Annotated in this window: 19 protein-coding genes; 6 read left to right on the top strand and 13 right to left on the bottom strand. The window is 46.3% G+C overall.

Annotation, left to right across the window (positions count from 1 at the left end; translation table 11 throughout):
• Nucleotides 1-20: 20 nt before the first annotated feature.
• The 5 genes from hemN to IEY09_RS09850 form a co-directional block, all read right to left on the bottom strand.
• Nucleotides 21-1,397, bottom strand: a complete 1,377-nt coding sequence (gene hemN / locus IEY09_RS09870; protein WP_188870889.1) for an oxygen-independent coproporphyrinogen III oxidase — start codon at nucleotides 1,395-1,397, stop codon at nucleotides 21-23.
• Nucleotides 1,398-1,654: 257 nt separating this feature from the next.
• Nucleotides 1,655-2,122, bottom strand: a complete 468-nt coding sequence (locus IEY09_RS09865) for a DUF2489 domain-containing protein (protein ID WP_037429860.1) — start codon at nucleotides 2,120-2,122, stop codon at nucleotides 1,655-1,657.
• Nucleotides 2,123-2,190: 68 nt separating this feature from the next.
• Nucleotides 2,191-2,742 (bottom strand): Der GTPase-activating protein YihI, encoded by a 552-nt coding sequence (gene yihI / locus IEY09_RS09860; RefSeq protein ID WP_037424074.1) that lies wholly within the window; start codon nucleotides 2,740-2,742, stop codon nucleotides 2,191-2,193.
• Nucleotides 2,743-2,824: 82 nt separating this feature from the next.
• Nucleotides 2,825-3,463, bottom strand: a complete 639-nt coding sequence (locus IEY09_RS09855; protein WP_188870903.1) for a class I SAM-dependent methyltransferase — start codon at nucleotides 3,461-3,463, stop codon at nucleotides 2,825-2,827.
• Between the two features lie 826 nt (nucleotides 3,464-4,289).
• The gene (locus tag IEY09_RS09850; protein ID WP_037424071.1) at nucleotides 4,290-4,913 is read right to left on the bottom strand and encodes a c-type cytochrome; all 624 of its coding nucleotides are present in this window, start codon (nucleotides 4,911-4,913) and stop codon (nucleotides 4,290-4,292) included.
• A gap of 169 nt (nucleotides 4,914-5,082) precedes the next feature.
• Here IEY09_RS09850 and yihA point away from each other — a divergent pair, with 169 nt between their 5' ends.
• A complete protein-coding gene (gene yihA / locus IEY09_RS09845; protein ID WP_188870887.1) occupies nucleotides 5,083-5,742 on the top strand; it encodes a ribosome biogenesis GTP-binding protein YihA/YsxC in 660 nt (219 codons plus the stop codon).
• Nucleotides 5,743-6,796: 1,054 nt separating this feature from the next.
• Here yihA and polA read toward each other — a convergent pair.
• Nucleotides 6,797-9,565: a DNA polymerase I gene (gene polA, locus IEY09_RS09840; protein WP_188870885.1), complete on the bottom strand. Its 2,769-nt coding sequence runs from the start codon at nucleotides 9,563-9,565 to the stop codon at nucleotides 6,797-6,799.
• Nucleotides 9,566-9,950: 385 nt separating this feature from the next.
• Here polA and elbB point away from each other — a divergent pair, with 385 nt between their 5' ends.
• Entirely contained in the window at nucleotides 9,951-10,607 is a 657-nt protein-coding gene (gene elbB / locus IEY09_RS09835) for an isoprenoid biosynthesis glyoxalase ElbB (protein ID WP_188870883.1), read from the top strand.
• A gap of 77 nt (nucleotides 10,608-10,684) precedes the next feature.
• Here elbB and glpG read toward each other — a convergent pair whose 3' ends face one another.
• The 5 genes from glpG to IEY09_RS09810 form a co-directional block, all read right to left on the bottom strand.
• On the bottom strand, nucleotides 10,685-11,527 hold the full coding sequence (glpG, locus tag IEY09_RS09830) for a rhomboid family intramembrane serine protease GlpG (RefSeq protein ID WP_188870881.1): 843 nt from the start codon (nucleotides 11,525-11,527) through the stop codon (nucleotides 10,685-10,687).
• Nucleotides 11,524-11,829 carry a thiosulfate sulfurtransferase GlpE gene (gene glpE / locus IEY09_RS09825; RefSeq protein ID WP_188870879.1) on the bottom strand — a complete coding sequence of 102 codons (306 nt, stop codon included), beginning with the start codon at nucleotides 11,827-11,829 and terminating at the stop codon, nucleotides 11,524-11,526. The genes glpG and glpE overlap by 4 nt, the downstream gene beginning before the upstream one ends.
• 98 nt (nucleotides 11,830-11,927) lie before the next feature.
• Nucleotides 11,928-12,953, bottom strand: coding sequence for an L-threonine 3-dehydrogenase (tdh, locus tag IEY09_RS09820; protein WP_086902510.1), 1,026 nt, complete (start codon nucleotides 12,951-12,953; stop codon nucleotides 11,928-11,930).
• 11 nt (nucleotides 12,954-12,964) lie between these two features.
• Nucleotides 12,965-14,158, bottom strand: a complete 1,194-nt coding sequence (locus IEY09_RS09815) for a glycine C-acetyltransferase (RefSeq protein ID WP_188870877.1) — start codon at nucleotides 14,156-14,158, stop codon at nucleotides 12,965-12,967.
• 259 nt (nucleotides 14,159-14,417) lie between these two features.
• On the bottom strand, nucleotides 14,418-15,065 hold the full coding sequence (locus IEY09_RS09810; protein ID WP_037424052.1) for a TetR/AcrR family transcriptional regulator: 648 nt from the start codon (nucleotides 15,063-15,065) through the stop codon (nucleotides 14,418-14,420).
• A gap of 245 nt (nucleotides 15,066-15,310) precedes the next feature.
• On the opposite strand from IEY09_RS09810, the gene waaA reads away from it, so the two are divergent.
• Nucleotides 15,311-16,585, top strand: a complete 1,275-nt coding sequence (gene waaA, locus IEY09_RS09805) for a lipid IV(A) 3-deoxy-D-manno-octulosonic acid transferase (protein ID WP_188870875.1) — start codon at nucleotides 15,311-15,313, stop codon at nucleotides 16,583-16,585.
• Between the two features lie 13 nt (nucleotides 16,586-16,598).
• Here waaA and IEY09_RS09800 read toward each other — a convergent pair whose 3' ends face one another.
• Nucleotides 16,599-17,351, bottom strand: a complete 753-nt coding sequence (locus tag IEY09_RS09800) for a 3-deoxy-D-manno-octulosonic acid kinase (RefSeq protein WP_188870874.1) — start codon at nucleotides 17,349-17,351, stop codon at nucleotides 16,599-16,601.
• An 88-nt stretch (nucleotides 17,352-17,439) separates the two neighbouring features.
• Between IEY09_RS09800 and IEY09_RS09795 the strand changes: the two genes are divergently transcribed.
• Genes IEY09_RS09795 through IEY09_RS09785 form a run of 3 tightly spaced genes read left to right on the top strand, consistent with a single transcriptional unit; the run spans nucleotide 17,440 to nucleotide 20,717 of the window.
• Nucleotides 17,440-18,483 (top strand): glycosyltransferase family 9 protein, encoded by a 1,044-nt coding sequence (locus tag IEY09_RS09795; protein WP_144375929.1) that lies wholly within the window; start codon nucleotides 17,440-17,442, stop codon nucleotides 18,481-18,483.
• Nucleotides 18,484-18,535: 52 nt separating this feature from the next.
• Complete coding sequence (locus tag IEY09_RS09790) at nucleotides 18,536-19,621, top strand: glycosyltransferase (RefSeq protein ID WP_144346350.1); 1,086 nt, start codon at nucleotides 18,536-18,538, stop codon at nucleotides 19,619-19,621.
• Between the two features lie 19 nt (nucleotides 19,622-19,640).
• Complete coding sequence (locus tag IEY09_RS09785; protein ID WP_188870872.1) at nucleotides 19,641-20,717, top strand: CDP-glycerol glycerophosphotransferase family protein; 1,077 nt, start codon at nucleotides 19,641-19,643, stop codon at nucleotides 20,715-20,717.
• Between the two features lie 35 nt (nucleotides 20,718-20,752).
• Here the strand turns inward: IEY09_RS09785 and IEY09_RS09780 are convergent, their stop codons facing one another.
• Nucleotides 20,753-21,925: a glycosyltransferase family 4 protein gene (locus IEY09_RS09780; protein ID WP_188870870.1), complete on the bottom strand. Its 1,173-nt coding sequence runs from the start codon at nucleotides 21,923-21,925 to the stop codon at nucleotides 20,753-20,755.
• Between the last annotated feature and the right edge of the window lie 84 nt (nucleotides 21,926-22,009).

Genomic DNA, 22,009 nt, shown 5'->3' with positions numbered 1-22,009 from the left:
TTATTGGAAATGTGTCAGTGTTAGATCACACGGGAGAACTGTTGTTGACGCGCTTTTTGACGGTAGTAAAGGTCGAAGCACATACAGATATTGCGGATCAACAGGCGGCCTGTGGGGCTGATGGTGATCTTTCTGTCGGCGATTTCAACTAATTTATCGTCGATAAAGGTTTGCAGTAGTTTTAAGTCTTCGGCGAAGTATTCCTCAAACTTAATACCCAGTTTTTCGTCCATTTTCGCCATATCTAAATCGAAGTGGCAGATCAATTGTTTGATCACTACGCGGCGGATTTCGTCATCACGGTTCAGGCTACAACCTTTCCACAGCGCATGTCCGTCTTTGTCGATGGCTTCGTAGTAAGGACGAATGTCCTTCTGGTTTTGCGCATAACAATCGCCGATTTGGCTGATTGAAGACACGCCAAGGCCAAGCAGGTCGCATTCTTCTTGGGTGGTATAACCCTGGAAGTTGCGATGCAGTTTGCCTTCGCGTTGTAACTTAGCCAGCTCATCGTCGGGCTTAGCGAAGTGGTCCATGCCAATGTACTGATAACCTGCGCCAGTTAAGGTCTCGATTGTTTGATGCAACATCTCGAGTTTCTGTTTCGGCGATGGTAAATGTTCATCTTTGATTTTACGCTGCGCGGCAAAACGCGCGGGTAAATGGGCATAGTTGAACATAGATAGACGGTCGGGCGACAGATCTAACACGCGCTGCATGGTGGCGGCGAATGTTTCGGGTGTCTGGTGTGGCAGACCGTAAATTAAGTCGATATTGGTTGAGACGAATCCCATGGCCTTGGCTTTGGCCATTAAATCGAAAATAAATTGCTCGTCCTGCTCGCGGTTAACTGCGACTTGTACTTCTTTATTGAAGTCCTGCACCCCGATAGAAATGCGGTTAAAGCCTGCTTCTTTTAAGGTATCGAGCATTGAAAGCTCAATCTCACGCGGGTCAACTTCGATCGAGAACTCACCTTCAGCGGCAAAGTTAAAGTTAGCCTTGATTAAGTCGGTTAACTTCAGAATTTGCTCAGGATTTAAGAAGGTTGGCGTGCCGCCGCCCCAGTGCATTTGGGTGACTGTGTAGTGCTTAAACAGTGGAGCACGCTTAATAATTTCGAGGCTTAAATACTCAATGTATTGATCAGCCTTGTGGGCGTGGCGAGTGATGACTTTATTACAGCCACAGTAGTAGCAAAGTTTGGCGCAGAAGGGGATGTGAATATACAGCGACAGTTTGTCACTCTTACTGTTTTCAATCGCCGTTAACAGGTTTTGTTCAGTGAATGAATCATCGAACTCTAGCGCCGTTGGATAAGAAGTATAACGGGGACCGCTGTAGTTATATTTTTCGATCATCGACTGATCCCAGCTTATCTGAGTGGGCTGCTTCAAGGCGTGTCCTCCGAGGGTAAATTAGCAACAAACGAAGTATGCAAGGTTCTTAGGTAAATAACCTTGATCTAGGTTGTAAAAATGATGTCTGCCATTTTAGAAGTTACGCAATATCTATGAAAAAAGAGCGTGTGTCTGTCGTTTTTTGGAGGTTTTGTGCACAGGCTCACGGGAAGTCGCACTCTATGTGATGAACGGATTTAAATTGATCGCCTCGAAACCGATCCAAATTTGGCTTCGAGGCGGAGTAAGCGTTTTTAGTGCGGTGCTTTTAGCTGATAAGTCGACAACTTTTTAGCATCTTCGTTAATACCTTCGGCAAGCTCAGCTTCAGATTTCATTCGTGTAAAATCGAGTTTCATTCGATCTTGCTTTGGCAGAGCTTGGCGGGCTTCCATAATCGGATGATTTTTAATTAACTCAAAATGTTGGAAGAGTGCAGGAAACTCTGGTGCGACTCGCTCGCTGAGGGATAAAATCTCAAACAAACGCCCAATCCTGACCACGCCTTCGGAGATTTCACAGCGGTCTTCAATCATGGCTGTCGCAATATAGCGGATATCTTCGAGTACTTGGGCTCGTTTGGCATTAGCAGCCACTTCGCGCTCGGCAAAAAGCGCTTGTTGACGGTGTTTTTGTTGCTTGAGTTTGAGGAGTAAAAACGTGGCGTAGCTACTGAGGGCAACAATAATGATAAAACCAAGAACGATAAGAGTGGTAGACACGAGAACTCCTTGTTCAGAAAGCATAAAAACAAAACATAATCGTTTTGTTTTTATGTATATTCTAAGATTTAAAACTTATCTTGATAATCTTTTAGCAGTTCGGCACCGGATTCAAAGCGATCGAACAGGTCGTCATCTGAATCAGCTTTAGATTTCGCTGGCACTTCATCTTCTAGCTCATCACTAATACCCAGTTTAATCATCAGGGCTTCAATCTTATTCAGCTGCTGATCTAACCATTTTTGATCGGCATCATTTAAGTTGCGACCTTCTTCTAGCATATCGAGCAACTGATTTAGTCTTGGATCTTCTTCCAGCTTCAGTAATTTTTGCTCGTCAGTTAACTTTGGCTGCTTAACCTTTGGCGTGGCTGGCTTTTCTGTCGCGGTTGGCAACGTCAAAGCCACAGGTTTTTTACTGCCATGGCGAGGATCTTTGCTCTGTGCAGCCTTTTTCTGTGGTGCTTGAGCCTGGATCAGCGCTTCATTATGACGACTGCCAGACTTGTTACCCTTTTCTGCGCGCTTGCCTGTTACTTCAGCACGGTCCTGCTTTTTCACTCTTGGCTGTTGTTTGGGGCTATTCTCGCCGCCCTTGCGTGTTTTCTTGCTACGAGACATGATTTTCTCAATTATTTACAACGTATGTCCTAGCCGATACTTGATCGACTAAGTGCTAAATTCGGTCGGCTGTTATACCAGATTATGATGTTTTTTGCATCAAAACGAGGTCCTTAGCGGCAAATAATAGTTCAAAATCACTATTGCTCGCTAGGTATTCAAAAGTTTGTCGTTGGTAAAAACTTACATGGGTGAGGTTGTTCTTATAGTGCCACTTAGTAAAGCCTTCTAAATCAATTAATAAAGGAGTACTAATTGCTAACCAGCCTCCTGGTTTAAGCAAGCGGGTCAGTAATCTCCATTCTTTGAAGGGATACTGAAAATGCTCAAATACTCGGTAGCAGCAAATAAAATCATACTCTTGCTTTAGAGGTTCATGGTCAGGAGCAAAGAAAGGGTCATATTGCTTGAAGGTGTGCCCCGCCGATTCAATGGTCGCCAGACTGGTTTGATCTAATACGCGTCCAAAATTTAAGCCCGTAAGGCTACCTTTTTGCTGCAGTTGTATTTGTGTCAGTAGCGGCAAAATAAATTGCGAGAGTTGGCGTTGTTTGGCGGCAATCCGCGAACGGCCATAGCGCTGCTTTTCTGCCGCAGGAGGCAGATGGCTATTTGCATCAGCAAAAGTGAGTCCGCATGTCTGGCAAATATAAAAACACCGTTTTTTGTCCTGTAGGAGCAACAGTGTTTGTGTGCTATGACAAAGGGGACATCTGCGCATTGAGTCAACTGATAAAAGATTAAGGCTTTGATTGTAACAATTATATTTGCAGAGTGCACTTTCTAGACAAAGTGCGTTTTGACTGAAAATCACAAAGAAAAAAGGCGGCAGTTAAACTGCCGCCTTACAAACAGTGCATTTTAGCACCCTATTCTGATTCCAAGTATCCGTACTTGCTATGCGACTTTCCCGGTCGGTATCCTTCTTTTTTTTACTGCTTTCCCTGCGTGTTTTTGTTAGCGGTCTTCCAGACTCTTAATTCTTTCCTGTCGCCATCCTGACCACAGTTTCCGTAGATGGTCTCAAGACACATCTTTTATAGCAGCGTCATCAATGACGTTAAATCAACCATCCTTGTTACTTGAAGTACCTTCCAGTGATAACAAGCTTCCAGCCAGTGCATCCAAAGCGATTAGCTTCCTTTGCTACAGTTTACATCATGTAAAACTGTGTCCTGATGGGGCAAGTTACCCTGAATGTAAGGCGTTTTGCTTTCGCAAATTGGCGTTATCGGCCGTCCCTTACAAAAATGTACTGACCTGGATTTCAAAGCGAAATCACTGCTCTTGTTATTATTAGAGAGTGGTCTTAGTTATATTGTTGTTATTGAGAGTCTTTATTCTTATATCTTGAATGTTAATTATACCGAAATCTGTAAGTTATTATTAATTTATTTGTACAAACAGATGGGTTTATCTCGGTACGGGGCTTATTAAACCCAAATCTGTGATCCATGTCAAGCATGAATCTTTATCAGTTTACGTTAACGTAAACTAGGCGGTGTAAAAAAAGGGTGACAACACACCCTTCTTTACATCGCTAAACCTTATTTCAGGCTAGCAAGATATTTAGATAGTGCATCGATATCGCTGTCATTTAACTTCTTAGCGACATCTTGCATCATACCGTTTAGGTCATTGTGACGACCTGCATCACGGAACTTAGTCAGTTGGATCTTGATATAGTTAGCGTGTTGACCGGCTAATGCTGGGAAACCAGCTGATTCGGCACCTTTACCATCTGGACCGTGACATGCCATACAAGCAGTGATGCCGCGTGACACATCGCCACCTTTGTAAAGTTTTGCACCTAGCTCAGGAACATCTTTCACCTCAGCAACTTGGATTGCTTGAGTAGAGAAATATGCAGTAATGTCGAGAATATCTTGATCACTAAGAGGCATTGCCATACCACTCATGATAGGATCCATACGACCATCTTTACCGCCAGATTGTGCCGCACTACGGAAATCATGTAGTTGCTTTTGGAGGTATGTGGCGTGTTGGCCCGCAAGCTTAGGGTACATATCGATCATGCTGTTACCGTCCATACCGTGACAGGCAGAACAGACGATAATTTTAGTTTTTCCCGCTTCAGCATTACCTTCAGCAATCGCAGGTGAAGATATGGCGGCAACTACAACAGACAGCGCAAGAGCTAACTTTTTCATGGCGTTCCAACTTCTGGTTAAGATTATTATCCTGAGCTTACTAGGGTGACCCGCAAGCGTGGTAAAATATGTTTAATGTGATCGGGGTAATATTTTACACGAAAACGTGGAAAAGTAAGCAATTCTTCATAAATTATGGTATTGCGCAGTAAATATATTGGAGTAAATAGTGACTGAATCTCATATAGATTTTCGCAGGGCGAAGTTTTTAATCAGTGCACCAGACATTGCACATTTGGATCAATATCTGCCTGGCGATGTCGGTGTTGAGATTGCTTTTGCTGGTCGCTCAAATGCCGGAAAATCGAGCGCACTCAATGCATTAACTGAGCAGAAGAACTTAGCTCGCACCAGTAAAACGCCTGGACGCACTCAACTGATTAACGTATTTGAGCTTGATGCACTGCGTAGATTAGTCGATTTACCGGGTTATGGTTTTGCCCAAGTGCCATTAGCCATGAAGATTAAATGGCAACAATCTCTAGGCGAGTATTTACAGAAGCGTGCTTGTTTAAGTGGTGTTGTGGTTTTAATGGATATCCGTCATCCCCTAAAAGATCTGGATATGCAGATGATTGAATGGGCGGTGGCGAGTGAAATTCCGGTACTCGCATTACTGACTAAGTCTGATAAGCTGGCGCAAAGCGCGAAGATGAAAACCGTGAACGAAGTGCGTAAAGCGCTGGTTGAGTTTGGAGATTGGGTACAGGTTGAGCCTTTTTCTGCGCTCAAGGGCACGGGCAAACCTAAAGTGCTCAGTATCTTAAATGAATGGTGTCATCCGCAATGGTTGGCCGATGAGTTAGAAAACCAAGACGGCGCCGAGTAAGTCTTTTGCTTTATGGTCGGATGCCACAAGTGCATTCGGCCATCTTCCCCTGCGATATCTCGCTCTATCCCCTTATAAAACAATTGATTTTCAACTATCAACCCTCAAGTTTCAGGCAAAAAAATAGCCGATAACAATAGTCACCGGCCAAAGTTTTAGCTCTTTTGGGGAGAAGCTAAATTCAACAAGACTCAAGCACCATCAAATTACCTTCAATGGTTCTCAATGACGACAGCATACATCGAATTTATCTTTTATTAAAGTAAATACTCTAAAATTTACTCGCCTTTAGTTAATGGCTTAATTTATGACTAGCATTCAAAATGCGTTTGAGAACACTAAACACTATTTGGGATGACGGGTCATTGGCTGAAAAAAAGCAAAAAAAAGCCCCAGCAAACAAGTTGCTGGGGCGCCAGAATTTGGCTCGTCACTATAAGTGAAATAAAGGTCTGAAAGATAGAACATCTTAACCTCTGTACCCTACGCAGAGAATAATACGCTATTTATCTTTAAATGGAAAACAGTTTTTTTGAAAAAGTGATAATTGTGTGCGGTAGATCTCAAGTTTTAGGTGAAAAAATCAGCGGCGTTTGATCTAAACTTTTCAAAAAGAGTATCTAAACCACTGTTTTAGCTAAATAGACTGTATTTTTAGTACAGAATTGATCAATTCTTCAGATTTAATGTTTTTACTCTATTTTGATGATTGTTGTTGGTTGTATCCATCAGCGAACGATTGTTTAGGCTTGTGTGGAGTGTCTCGCGGATAGCAGGTTGTGCTTATGCCGGCGTTAAAGCAGCGAGAATTGAGGGGAGATTACATTTAGTAACAGAGAGTATTGTATAGGGTCGAATGCTATTTCCCGCTCTTGAGAGGGTTTAGCCATCAGGGTATTCGCTTGAGTAAACAACTTCTCCTCATCTTGTTCTCTGCGACGTCTATTTTAGAGGTACATAAAAGTCGCACCAAATACAAAGGCCCATCCTGTAATGAATGAGCCTTAGTAAGTGTTAGCAATGAGGTTCGAAGCTAAAGTCTACAGTTTAAATGCTAGTGGGCTTGATCCCAGTTATCACCAATGCCGGCTTCGGCTAGGAGTTCTACATCCAGATTGGCCGCTTTCGCCATGAGTTCACACACCTTGAGCTTGAGTTTTTCAGCTTTATCGGCATCGACTTCGAACACTAATTCGTCGTGCACTTGCATGATCATGGCGATTTCACCTTGGGTATCAGTTTTTATCCAATCGGCAATGCTGATCATGGCTTTTTTAATGATATCCGCAGCGGTGCCTTGCATTGGGGCGTTAATCGCTGCTCTTTCTGCTGCTTGGCGGCGCATTGCATTACGGTCGCGAATTTCGGGTAAATACAAACGGCGACCAAATAGCGTAGAGACATAGCCTAGCTCTGCTGCACTGGCTCGTGTTTCTTCCATATACCTTAATACACCTGGATAGCGGGCGAAGTAAGTGTCTATATAGGTTTGTGCCTCGTTGCGGGGGATGTCGAGCTGACGCGCCAATCCAAAGGCAGACATACCATAGATTAGGCCAAAGTTAACGGCTTTGGCGCGGCGACGCTGCTCCGAGGTTACGCTGTCAAAGTCGGTGCCAAATACTTCGGCGGCGGTGGCTCTGTGAATGTCTTTGCCTTCGGCGAAGGCTTTGAGCAAGCCTGCGTCTTGGGATAAATGCGCCATGATCCGCAATTCAATCTGCGAATAGTCGGCGGCTAAAATCTTACGTCCTTGAGGCGCAATAAAAGCTTGGCGAATACGACGACCTTCCTCGGTGCGGATAGGAATATTCTGTAGGTTTGGTTCGCTCGAGGATAAACGCCCCGTTGCGGCGTTGGCCTGATGGTAGCTTGTGTGTACTCGGCCCGTTTTAGCGTTCACCATTAAAGGTAACTTATCGGTATAAGTGCTTTTTAACTTGGTCAGACTACGATGCTCAAGGATCACCTTAGGTAGAGGGAAATCCAATGCCAATTCGACCAGCACTTCTTCGGCGGTGGATGGTGCACCCTTAGGTGTCTTTTTGATAACCGGATAACCCAGCTTTTCAAAAAACAGCACTTGCAGTTGCTTTGGTGAACTTAAATTGAATTTTTCACCAGCAATATCATAAGCTTTAGTTTCTAACTCATCGATTTTACGGGCAAGTTCATCACTCTGTTGACCAAGCAACATACTATCGATAAACACACCTTGGCGTTCAATATCGGACAGAATTTGGATCAGCGGCAGTTCAATATCGGTAAAGACCGAGGCTAATTCGGTTTCTTTTTCGAGTCTTGGCCACAAATGTTGATGTAGGCGTAGGGTAATATCGGCATCTTCAGCTGCATAGGGCGCTGCTGTTTCCAACGGAATTTGGTTGAAGGTCAGCTGTTTAGCGCCTTTGCCTGCGATATCTTCAAAGGCAATATTTTTATGGCCTAGGTATTTAAGCGCCAACCCATCCATATCATGGCGTGAGGCGACCGAGTTAAACACATAGGATTCGAGCATAGTGTCGAATACCACACCTTGGAGTTGTATGCCTGCATTTGCCAATACGTTGATGTCATATTTCAGGTTTTGACCGACTTTTTTGAGCTTGGCGTCTTCGAGTATCGGGCGCAGTTTTTCGAGAGCGGTTTGCTTGTCTAATTGTTGAGGCGCGCCAACATAATCGTGGGCTAAGGGCAGATAGGCGGCTTTACCCGCTTCAACAGCAAAGGACAGGCCAACCAATTCCGCAACCATATAGTCGAGGCTGGTGGTCTCGGTATCCACGGCCATTAATGGCGCCTGTTTGACTTTGGCAATCCACTCATCAAGCTGAGCTTCGGTCAGAATCGTATCGTATTGGGTTTCAATCGTGACGCTGGGCGCTGATTCTTCTTGGGTTTCGGTCGTTTCGGCTTTTGCTGTGACCGTCGCTGGCGCCTTATTATCTAAGACTTCGGCAAGCCAGCGTTTAAACTCCATCTCGCCGTAGCATTTGATCAGTTCGTCTCGATCAGCAGGTTTGGCGGTGAGCTCATGCCAATCTTGTTCGAGTTCAACATCGGTTTTAATGGTGGCAAGCTCATAGGACAGTTTTAGCATGTCGGCATTGTCGATGATTTTCGCCGCCATGGTTTTTGCGCCCCTAAAGCCTAATTCGGTGACTTTTTCGGGCTCTGCAAGCAAATTGGCGACACTACCCGCCCCCGTGAGCATGGCTAATGCGGTTTTTTCGCCAACACCAGGTAAACCGGGAATGTTATCCGCCTTATCGCCCATCAGCGCTAAGAAATCGATAATTCTGTCTGGACCTACACCATATTTAGCCGCAACTTCTTCAGGGCCCATAATGGTATCTGTCATGGTGTTGATCAGCGTGATATTGTCATCAACCAGCTGCGCCATATCTTTATCGCCTGTACTGATGAGTACGGCGCGGTTTTCGCGGCTCGCTTGGCGAGCGATAGTGCCGATAACATCATCTGCCTCAACACCTGGGATAGAGATTAAGGGCAAGCCTAAGGCACGGATAATACGGTGCAGGGGTTCAATTTGTGAGCGCAGGTCATCCGGCATCGGTGGTCGATGCGCCTTGTATTCTTCATATAAGTCATTGCGGAAGGTTTTACCTTTAGCATCGAACACCACAGCGATATGACTGGGTTGATAACGGCTTAATAAGCTGCGGAGCATATTCACTACGCCATAAACTGCACCAGTAGCTTCGCCCTTTGAGTTTGTCAGGTGAGGAGGCGCATAATAGGCGCGATATAAATAAGAAGATCCATCCACAAGGACAAGTGGGTTATTGGCTATGGTCGGCATAAGTAATTTTCGTTTATCGATGACTTAGATGGCGCTAAGCATGCCACAGAAGTGGTATTTCAGCCATGGCAAATTGACCCTCAGCCTGTGGATAACTCTGTGAGTGAAAAAGTCAACTGTGAATAATGGCGATAATTACGGCTTGGTGCGATATTTTTAAGTTGTTGATTTTTATGTTTTTATAATATTTGTGTGAGTTCAATACTGTTTCTTGAAAAATCTTCCTGATTTGTGGATTTTTTATTGACTCCGTAAAATACCTAGAGGCTGGCTTAATTTTCACCGACCCTTAGATTCGACGAACTAAGTTAGCACGATTTTTAAGCAGATCAACCATTTTGTTTACAGTTTGTTAAAACCAAATGACATAAGAAGGATATTTATAATGAAAAAAATCGCAGTATTACTCAGTGGGTGCGGTGTTTTCGATGGAACAGAGATCCATGAATCGGTTTTAACGTTATTATCTCTATCGAAAGCCGGGGCTCAATATCAGTGTTTTGCTCCTGATATCAATCAGATGCATGTTGTTAATCACTTCACTGGTGAAGTAGACAAGTCGGCGACACGAAATGTGCTGGTTGAATCGGCGCGTATCGCCCGCGGCGAAGTAAAGGCTACGACCGAACTCGATATCAGCGACTTTGATGCGCTAGTTATCCCTGGTGGTTTTGGGGCGGCGAAAAATCTGTGTAATTTCGCCACTAATGGCAGTGAGTGTGAAGTGAATCCACTCGTTACTGATTTTATTAATGAATTTATTCTTGCGAAAAAGCCTGTCGGCTTTATTTGCATCGCACCTATGATGATCCCGCGTTTATATGGGCACGGCGCTAAGGGCACTATCGGTAATGATGTGGATACGGTGGCAGCCTTTAATCTGATGGGCGGCAATCATCAGGCGGCGACTGTGCATGATATCGTGGTGGATGAGGATAATAAGATTGTTAGTACGCCCGCTTATATGTTGGCGGGGAATATTGCTGAGGCACACTTTGGCATCGAGAAGCTGGTCGCCAAAGTGCTAGAACTAGCCAAGTAATTACGCCTAAACACAGCAGGGTAAACTCTAAGGCTTACCCTGCATTTGTATCTGAATATGGAAGAAATCGCGGTGAGTTAGCGAGTAGCTTTACTGCGACTATCAAGCCAGCCTTGGGCGAGACCTATCAATAGCCCACCAATATGGGCGCCATTCGCAACTGAAACACCTAAGAAATCCGTAAAGCCTAACACCAGCCAAATCAACATAAACCCCATGTAGGAGGGCGGTAAACCTATACCCGCCTCTGGTTTACGTCGCCCCATGACCCAAGTGTAACCGGCGACGGCATACACTACGCCTGACAGCCCGCCAAAGTTGGGACCACTAACATAGTATTGGACGACATTGGGTAAAGTACCTGCGACCAGTAGCAGGATTAACAGCGGGGCTGTGCCTATACGAGTCTCGATTTTGCCACCCAAATACCACCACCAGAGTAAGTTGAAGATGATATGCATGGCCGAAAAGTGCATTAGGCTTGGGGTAAACACGCGCCAGAATTGGCTAACACCCGTGTCAGGCACTGCGCCAAAATAGGAGAGTGCTTGGTAAACGAGGCTGGCGAAGCCTAAATTCATCGCAGTATAAATCAGTACACAGAGGCCGAAGATGATAAGAGTAACTGGGCCTGCGCCTGTGATAAATTGGCTGAATAGCTGTAAAGAAGGGGCGCCATAATCGAGCTTAGTATTGGTATCACCATGCTCCCACGAGGCTTGTAAGTATTTGTTATCGTAAGGATGAGCGATAAAGTGGGCAAATTCTTTACGGGCTTGCTCGGCATCCTGATCGCGGATAACCAGAATAGCGACTCCCTGCGGTAATGGCTGAATTTGGCAGTCTATCTGTTCACCTTTGAGGTAATCGACAAAGGCCTGCGCGGCTCTGCTGTTGGGGAGTCTGCCAATCTCAATCATGCATTGGCCTCATGCCAAGCGCTAAAGCCACCATCTAGGCTATAAACGTCATCAAACCCTTGCTCACACAGATATTGAGCGGCATTTTGGCTGCTGATGCCATGGTAGCAAACCACCACTAAAGGACTGTCCATATCCGCTTGGCTAATAAAGTGCGCTAGATTCTCGTTATTCAAATTAAATGCGCCATCAATGTGGCCGTTGTTAAAGCTATGACCATCGCGAATATCGACGATTTGCACTGACTTTGACTCGGTCATTTGCACTAATTGATTCACGCTAAGGTGTTTAAAGGAAGACATAATAAAACCTGAAATAACTGAAAAAGGATAAGCGATGGGATAAGTGTGCAACATGGGGCTGCATGTGTACAGCCCCGTGACTGGCATAGCTAAGAGAATTAATCCCAGCTGAGGATGACTTTACCGGATTGGCCCGAGCCCATAGCGTCGAAGCCTTTTTGGAAATCATCAATCTTGTAGTGGTGCGTGATGATAGGCGAAATATCTAAGCCAGATTGGATCAAGCTTGCCATCTTGTACCAAGTTTCGAACATTTCACGGCCGTAAATGCCTTTGATGACCAGACCCTTGAAGATCACTTTGCTCCAATCAATCGCCATTTCACCACCCGGAATGCCGAGCATCGCGATTTTGCCGCCGTGGTTCATGGTATCTAACATGGCGTGGAAGGCAGAAGGTACGCCAGACATTTCTAGACCCACGTCGAACCCTTCAGTCATACCGAGTTCTTTCATCACGTCTTTCAGGCTTTCCTGAGCCACGTTAACTGCGCGGGTAGCACCCATTTTACGGGCCAACTCTAAGCGGTATTCGTTAACGTCGGTAATGACCACATGACGAGCGCCAACGTGGCGACATACGGCCGCAGCCATAATTCCGATAGGACCAGCGCCAGTGATTAACACGTCTTCGCCCACTAAGTCGAATGACAGCGCTGTGTGTACTGCGTTACCGAATGGATCAAAGATAGAGGCTAAATCGTCGCTGATATCATCGGGGATTTTGAAGGCGTTAAAGGCCGGGATAACCAAATATTCGGCAAATGAACCTTCGCGGTTTACACCCACACCTGAGGTGTTACGGCATAAATGGGTACGACCTGCGCGGCAGTTACGGCAGTGGCCGCAGGTGATATGGCCTTCGCCAGAAACGCGGTCACCAATGTTAAAGCCACGAACTTCTTGACCTATATCAACCACTTCACCCACATACTCGTGACCTACCACCATAGGTACAGGAATGGTTTTTTGTGACCATTCGTCCCAGTTGTAGATGTGCATGTCGGTGCCACAAATGGCGGTCTTTTTAATCTTGATCAGTAGATCGTTATGGCCCATTTCAGGTTTAGGCGCATCGACTAACCAAATGCCTTTTTCGGCTTTTAACTTGCTTAGTGCTTTCATTTTGTAGGGTCCTAAATAATCGCCATTTCTTTAGCGATACGGGTAAAGGCTTCAATCGCTTTGTCGAGTTGCTCACGGGTGTGGGCCGCCGACATTTGAGTACGGATACGGGCTTGTCCCTTTGGTACCACAGGGAAGGAGAAGCCGATAACGTAAATATGTTCTGCTAATAAGCGGTTAGCGAAATCGCTCGCCAATTTGGCATCGCCAATCATCACTGGGATAATTGCGTGGTCGGCACCACCTAAGGTAAAGCCTGCCGCTGACATTTTCTCGCGGAAGTAACGGCTGTTTTCCCATACCGCTTCACGCAGTGCTTGGCCTGATTTCAGCATCTCTAATACATGGATAGAGGCAGTTACAATCGAAGGCGCCAATGAGTTAGAGAATAGGTAAGGGCGAGAGCGTTGACGTAACCAGTCGATGACTTCTTTTTTACCTGAAGTGAAACCGCCCGATGCACCGCCTAAGGCTTTGCCTAAGGTGCCAGTGATAATATCGACGCGACCCATCACACCGCAGTGTTCGTGTGAACCACGGCCGTTTTGGCCAACAAAGCCCACGGCGTGTGAGTCGTCAACCATCACTAATGCACCGTATTTATCGGCTAGATCACACACGCCTTGCAGGTTGGCGATGACGCCGTCCATTGAGAATACGCCGTCGGTGGCGATCAAAATATTGCGCGCGCCAGCTGCTTTTGCGGCGATCAGTTGCGTCTCTAAATCCGCCATATCGTTGTTGGCGTAGCGGAAACGTTTGGCCTTACATAAACGCACGCCATCGATGATAGAGGCATGGTTTAAGGCGTCGGAAATAATCGCATCTTCGGCATCTAACAGGGTTTCGAACAGGCCTGCGTTGGCGTCGAAGCAAGAAGAGTACAGAATCGTGTCTTCCATGCCGAGGAACTCACTCAGGCTGGCTTCGAGTTGCTTGTGGATGTCTTGGGTACCGCAAATAAAACGGACCGACGCCATACCAAAGCCGTGGCTGTCTAAGCCTTGCTGTGCGGCTTTGATCAGTTCAGGATGATTGGCTAGGCCTAGATAGTTGTTGGCACAAAAGTTAACAACTTCTTGGTTATTTACTTGAATGGCAGTTTGTTGCGGTGAGGCAATAATGCGTTCACTTTTGTATAAGCCTTCGGCTTTGATATCCGCAAGCTGTTGATTGATTTGTGCGTAGAATGAGGTTGAGGCCACCTGATATCTCCTTAGTTAACTTTATTCTGATTCTGGGAGTTGCGGCATTCTAACGCTAAACCCTATCGGCCTACAGCCTTTTTTTCATGCAGGTTAGCTAGATAAATTAGTTTAGGGCTAAAGGGGGTGTTACATTATAAAAACTAATGTGCAACATGGTCGGCATGTATGTCGCATCACCGCCAACGGCATGAATTGAGCCCGCATTTAGCACGTTCAACCTGTTGAGTTTAGCGCTAAATGCGACGGCGTCGGACGATTAAAGCGAATCTTGGGTCGCTAACTCGTGGTAGTGCTGCTCTAAACGACAGAAGGTCGCTTGGGAGGTTGGTGTGGCGTAGGCCTTAAAAATCATCAATACCCGCAATACTCCTTCGTACAAAATGCCTTTAGTGATGGTGGACGTGCTCGACTGGGTAAGCTGATAACCAATCCAAAAACTCACAATCATCTTGATGGTGTCTGCAAGTGGGGTGATTTTATCGTTATCAATATTTAAAAAACCATCCTGCTTGAGTTTACCTAGCACGTGACTTGAACGGGTTAATACTTGCTGCTGGGCGTGCAAATATCGGCTTTTTAATTCTTCATCGCGGGCGAGGATATCGGCCAAATTGGCGTACATAAAACGGAATTGCCACAGGGTGTAAAACATCGCATCAAAATAGCCGATCAGCTGTTCTACGTTGACTTGCTCGCCCTCATAGGGCTGAAACCCCGATTCAAGGTGCGCCTCGTAGAGACTGAAGATCGACTGAATAATATCTTCCTTATTACGGAAGTGGTAATAAAGATTCCCGGGACTCATATTTAGGTGAGCGGCAATATGATTGGTGGTGATATTTCGTTCGCCATGCTCATTGAACAGCTCAAGGCTGGCGTAAATAATTTTGTCGCGGGTTTTCATATGTTTTCCAAGTGGCTAGTGAACGCTGCAAATTGACTAAAGAAGGCTAACCAACGACCGCTACACTGCTGGTAAATTATCCCTAATTTAAAACCCTATTGATTAAGCCCCAACGCACAAAAATTCAATAGGATTGGTATACGCAAACAACTTCGAGAGGCTTGAACTCGTATCTTGAGGTCGCTTGGGTATATTATGCTAACATTGCCGTTATCCAACAGGCAAAATCTCATCAGCACGATTTTATGAATCGATTTTTTTACAGTGTGTTGCTTTATCTTTTATCCCCTCTACTCATTGCCTATTTGGCTTTTAGAGCCATTAAAAGTCCAGACTATCGTGGCCGTTGGGACGAACGCTTCGGATTAGCCCAACTTAAACCGACGGATTTACTGATCCATTCGGTGTCGATGGGAGAAACGCTCGCGGCTATTCCCTTGATCCGTTTGATTATGCAAACGCACCCTGAGCTAAGCATTACGGTTACTACCACCAGTCCCACTGGCTCTGCCGAGGTACGCAAAGCCTTTGGTGATAAAGTGCAGCACTGCTATTTGCCCTTCGATTTGCCTTGGTGTGTGAGCCGTTTTCTGCGCCAGTTGTCCCCTAAATGGTGCATCATAATGGAAACTGAGTTGTGGCCGAATCTGCTGGCACTCGCGGCTAAGCGCGGCGTGCGCTTGATGCTCGCTAATGCTAGGTTGTCGGCTAAATCGGCTGCGCAGTATGCCAAGCGTTCGCAATTAAGTCGTCCCATGTTGCAACGCTTAGATGTGATTGCGGTGCAGACTCAAGTCGAGGCGCAGCGTTTTATCGACCTTGGGGTGCCTGCTGACAGAGTGACTGTTTGCGGCAGTTTGAAGTTTGATTTGAGTATTACGCCCGAGCGCTTAACCCTAGCTCGAGCGCTTAGGCAAACTTGGGGGCGTGAGACGGCGCCCGTGTGGGTAGCAGGCAGTGTTCACCCCGGTGAGTTTGATGCCATGTTAAGAGCCCATAAACGGTTGCTCGCCAAGTGGCCGGAGGCGCTGCTGATCATTGCGCCGCGTCACCCAGAGCAGTTTGCGGCGGTGGCGGATGTTGTCGCTAGCCAAGGTTTTGAATATGTGCGCCGCAGTGATGCTCGAGCTATAACTGCCACGACGCAGGTGCTGGTGGGCGATACCATGGGTGAACTATTAACCTTTTATGGCGCGGCCGATCAAGCCTTTGTTGGCGGTACTTTGATTGAAAATGGCGGCCATAATCCCCTCGAACCCGCGGCCATGGGCGTGCCAGTAATGGTGGGGCCGAATCATTGGGATTTTGCCCAAATTACCCAAATGTTGGCAGATGCGGGTGGCCTGCGGATTGTGAGTTCAGGGCAAGAGTTAGGGGATAATTTAATTCAGTATTTTGATCAGCCGATTTTACGCCAACAAGCCGCTGAAGCAGGCCTTGCCGTGGTAGAAGCCAATCGTGGTGCTTTGCCGCGTCAGTTTGCTCTCGCCGAATCGTTACTCTCGCGCCAAACAGCCTAGCGCCACTGAGGTATTAGGCATTGGGGAGCACAGAGTGATAGCCCTCGATCAATGCAGCCCAGTTAGCGGGTGTAAAGGCAAGTGTTGGCTGCTTACCTTGTTCTTTATTGAAGGAGCGTAGCAGCCTATCAAGGTTCGCCTTCTGCCATTGGACATTGGGCGTTTTGATTTCACCCCTGTCAAAATCAATCAGATAGAAACATTCTTGTACGCCATTCGTTTGCTGTGGTTGCCACAAAATGTTCTTTGCGTTTAAGTCGGCATGGTAAACGCCGCGGCGATGAAACTGGGCAATGGTGGCGCCAAGAGCTTGCCATTGGGCTTGGCTCATCGTGCCTTTGGTTAACTTAGCGACCAAGTCTTCGGCGCCATCGACCCGCTCAATAATAATGTCGGCACGGTAAAACAAGCCATCACGCACAACATTGGCGGCAATAGGTTTAGGCACCGCAAATTGCTCACGGTAAAGCAGGTCAAGCAGCCTTAATTCACCCATGGCGCGAGTGTTTTCAAGCCCGGTATAGAAGTAGGCATCCTTACTGAATTTCTCCATCAGGCCGCCGCGCCAGTAATGCCGCAGTACCCAATGACTGTGTTCAAATGCTACAAACCAAGTGGTATAGCGGCCCTTGGATGAACCCACAACTGCAGCTTTTTCGCGCCAAAAATCGACCGAGAACCAAGCCGGCGTGATGTCCTCTGGCGTATCTTGGCAAAGTGCCATATAGCCATTGGCAGTATTTATGATTTTGATTTGTGCGTTCATGGGAGATTTGTTGACTTAAGCGTGGCACCTGCGGCCATTCTACATTAAGATCCTCAGCTTGCGCCAAATAACCTTAAGGGCTATTCGCTTGAGTTTAGATATTAACACCATGAATTCTCTCTGCCTGTTGAGGCTATCGGCTATCGGTGACGTCTGTCATGCCGTGGCGATGGTGCAGGCCATTCAGCGCCAATATCCTCAGCTCAAAATCACTTGGGTGATAGGTAAACTTGAATATCAGTTGCTGAAGCACTTGCCCGGTATTGAGTTTGTAATTTTCGATAAATCCCAAGGCTGGCGTAGCTATTTTTATCTACATAAGGCATTGAAAGGCCGCCGATTTGATGTGCTGCTGCATATGCAAGTGGCGCTGCGTGCAACCTTGGCATCCCTCGCTATTTCGGCAAAGGTTCGGGTCGGATTCGACCGTGCCCGCGCCAAAGAAGGTCAATGGCTAGTCACCAATCATAGAGTAGAACCTTTAGCTCAGCCCCATGTGCTCGATGGCTTTATGGGGTTCGCCAAGGCGATTGGTGTTAGCGATATTACCCCGAGTTGGAATATTCCTGTTCCTCAAGCGGACACTGAATTTGCCCAGCGCCATATTGCCGATGGCGAGAGGGTATTAGTCATTTGCGCGGCCGCCAGTAAAGCTGAGCGTAATTGGCTGCCCGAGCGTTATGCCGCGGTGGCGCAACATGCGGTGAATAAGGGGTATCGAGTCATTCTCTGCGGTGGCCCAACAGCACTTGAAAAGACATTGGCCGACGATATTGCCAATGCGTGCTCTGCCAAACTCGATAACTTGGTCGGCAAAACCAGTTTGACCCAATTGCTGGCTCTACTGAAACGCGCCAGCCTTGTGCTCGCGCCCGATACTGGCCCTGCACATATGGCGGTCACTCAAGGGACGCCAGTCATAGGTTTATATGCCCATTCCAACCCAGGGCGCACCGGGCCTTATTTATCGCAGCAATATGTGGTGAGCGCCTATCAAGAGGCCATCGCCTCACAGCAAAGCGGTGAGGTGAAATGGGGCACCCGAGCTAAGGGTGAGCACCTTATGGCGCTAATTAGTGTTGACGCTGTGATAGAGAAATTTGATCAGGTTATTCAGCAGACACACAGTTAACCACTGTTAGCTTGTCACCCTGAGTTTTAGATTATCGTTTAGGAGAAAAATCATGCGGATAGCCATAGCCATCGACAGTTTAGCGGGTGGTGGAGCCGAGAAGGTCATGATTACCTTGGCAAAGCAGTTTATTAGCCTAGGGCATGAGCCGCATTTTTTGGTCATGGAAGATAATCGTTATTACGAAACCCCAGACAATTTACCTGTCCATCAATGTTTTGCCGACAAAGATAAAGATTATGACCACTTCGGGCGCCTAGGGGCATCGGTCGATAAGTTACGGGCAAAGATTGCCGAGATTGAGTCCCGAGTCGGTAAGTTCGATCTGTTTTTATCCAATCTTGATAAAACCAATTTGATGATGACCAAAACTGGGGTGACACCACTTTATGTGATTGTGCACTCATCAGTTGAAGAAGAATTGAGTCGTCAGTTTAAGTTAGGCCCCTTCGCCTACTTCAAGAAACTGCGGGCTAAAAAAGCACTCAATGGCCAGCATTTGATCACTGTATCCAATGGCATCGCTAAAGAGATTCAAGCCAAGGGGCGTTTGCACCCAGCATCAATGCGAACCATCTACAATCCATTTGAATTTAATGAGATTGTTGCTCAGTCACAGCAAGATAATCCGCAAATTCCTCAGGGGGACTATCTGATCCACGTAGGACGTTTTGCTAAGCAGAAGCGCCACGATGTGTTGTTTGAGGCCCTAAAACAGACCCAAAATCAGCTACCCGTAGTGTTGTTATGCCATAACCATAAGAAGGCAATTAAAGCAGCGAAGAAATTCGGCATCGAGAAGCGCTTAATCATTCCTGGATTCCAGAGTAATCCTTTTCCTTGGATCAAACGTGCGAAAGCACTGGTGCTGAGTTCCGATTTCGAAGGATTGCCGACGGTATTAATCGAATCCTTAGCCTGTGGCACACCAGTGGTGAGTACCGATTGCCCACACGGACCGAATGAGATTTTGACCGGAAATCTGGCTCCCTATCTTGTGCCCCGTCGTAATCCTGCGGCCTTGGCCAAGATGATTGACGCCGTGGTCGCGCAGCCGCCATCCCTCGAACATGTTGAGATTTTAGCTAAGGTGGATGCGACTGCGATTGCCGAACAATATCTCGCGTTAGCGAAATAATTTACCCGAGGAGAAAGCGGTGGAAGCGCGCAAATCAAACAAAAGACGTTATTTGTTCTACATCGCACAGAACTATTCCTATGCGATGCTAAGGCCGCTGCAGCAAGTGATTCTGGCGCGTGGCGATGAGGCGTGTTGGTTCCTCGAAGGCCGTGAGGTCGACCCCAAATTCCTTAAAGCGGATGAAAAACGCTTACTCGATATCGATGCCGTTAAGGCATGGAAACCCGATGCGGTGTTTGTGCCGGGTAACGTAGTGCCAAGCTTTATCCCTGGAGTAAAAGTAGGGGTGTTCCACGGTTTTAATGCGGGCAAAATGAATCATAAGGGGCGAGAAGATCACTTCGAAATCCGCGATTGCTTTGACCTGTATTGCACCCAAGGGCCAGCGACGACGCTGCCTTTCCTTGAGCTAGAGAAAAAAATCGGCACCTTTACCGTAGCCGAAACGGGCTGGCCAGCGCTCGATCCTTTATTTATTGAAAATAAAGATAATCCTTACATTAAGCCCGACGATCCTCGGCCCGTAGTGCTGTTTTGCTCGACATTCTCCCCCAGCCTGACTTGTGCGCCTGAGGTGTTCGAGCAGATTAAAGCCCTGTCGCAAAAGAGCCAGTGGCGCTGGTTGGTACAATTCCACCCTAAGATGAAGCCAAGTATTGTTGAGCAATACAAGACTCTCGAAAATGAGAATCTCCAGTTTGTGGAAACCGACAACGTGATCCCGCTTCTGCAGGCGGGAGATGTGATGCTCTGCGATACCTCCTCGATTTTATTGATGTTTTTAATGCAGCGTAAGCCTGTAGTGACCTTTAAAAATCAGTCACCGAAGGCGCATTTAATCGATATTAACCGAGTCGAAGAGATTGAACCTGCACTCACTAGAGCGCTTAGCCGCCCCGATGATTTGATGGCGCATATCCATGATTATTGTAATCAAATTCACCCCACGGGAGATGGTCAGTCTAGCCAGCGTGTACTCGCGGCGACCGATGCTCTGATTGATAAGGGAACCGCTTGGCTTAAACCTAAGCCATTGAACCTACTGCGACACTTTAAAATGCGCCGCAAGTTAGGCTATTGGAAATTGTTTTAAGAAAAAGTAAGGCCGACATAGTGTCGGCCTTGTTTTTAGCTTTGCGCTTTAGTCTCTTCGACCAGCTTAAAGATAATTTCTTGCATGTTTTTCTGAAAATCTTCAATGCTGTGGTTAGCTTTGATGTAGTTAACCGCTTTTAGCGCCAGCTCTCGGCGTAGCGGCTCGTTTTCCATCAAATGGCGGATACCGTCGACAAAGAGTGGGACTTTATCGAAACCATCCCCTAATACCGTGCCAGTAAATACCCCAAATTGGCTGGTGAGTTCATCGGGATCACGACAGCTCACGAGCAGCGTTCCGTAGGATAAGGCTTCCAAAAACGAAATCGGTAGTGCCTCGTGGATTGAGGTATTCACTAAAATCTTAGCGTCCTTAATCAACTGTGCCTTTTTCTCTCCCTCAACATGCCCCACAAAGTGTAAGTTAGGGATGTCGAGGTAGTTATTCATGATGGATTGGTTTTTCTTCGATTGTCTAAAGGATTGACCAAGCATGAAAAACTCATATTCTGGCATCAGTTTGGCAATCTCACAGAACAACCAGCCACGCTTAACCGACTCGATACGGCCGAGGAAGATAATGTGATTTTTCTTCGGGTGGGTTTCGACATCGAAGCTGTGATCGATTTCGATAGGATTAGGTAAGTATTTGATCTCGGTTTTATCGTCGAGGTTGTAAAGATCCCGCGCTTTTCTATCGAGAAAACGTGCTTGAGAAATAAACGAGACTTTACCTGCGGCCCATAGGTCGTGGACAAACTGATAAATGTTGCTATCCCAATAACTTTTCTCAGGAAAGAGTTTTACGGTATTAATTTCATCCCACTCGTAATCGGGGCGTGGATCTTGAACCCAGAACAACAATTTTTTATCGATATTGGGGATTGTTTTAAGAATACGATAGGAATGTGTCGTCATTTCGATGGTTAAGAAAAGATCATAGTTTTTCTTTTTTAAGAATCTAATATTAAGAAAATCCATAAACTTAGCAGCAAGACGATACACTTTGATACCATCAATCATATAACGACGGGGAATTAAGCGCTGTTTACTACAATCTTTCTTTATCAGTACTTCTACTTCAATATTTTCATTGGGTAAGTGTTTGGCGATCAGATGACGGGCAAGAAAGCCGTATCCACCGTACACTGTACCTGTACCACCAAAATATTCATCGACTAATAAAGCGACCTTTAGCTTACCCATAATTACCCCAAAAATACTCACAACGTCCATTTGTGAGACAAATTTATTCGAAGACGAGTATTTTGAGGTTTTTAATTCTTCCGA

This window comes from Shewanella xiamenensis (assembly GCF_014647135.1).
Lineage (GTDB): Bacteria > Pseudomonadota > Gammaproteobacteria > Enterobacterales > Shewanellaceae > Shewanella > Shewanella xiamenensis.
This window is presented reverse-complemented; position numbering and strand designations above follow the sequence as displayed.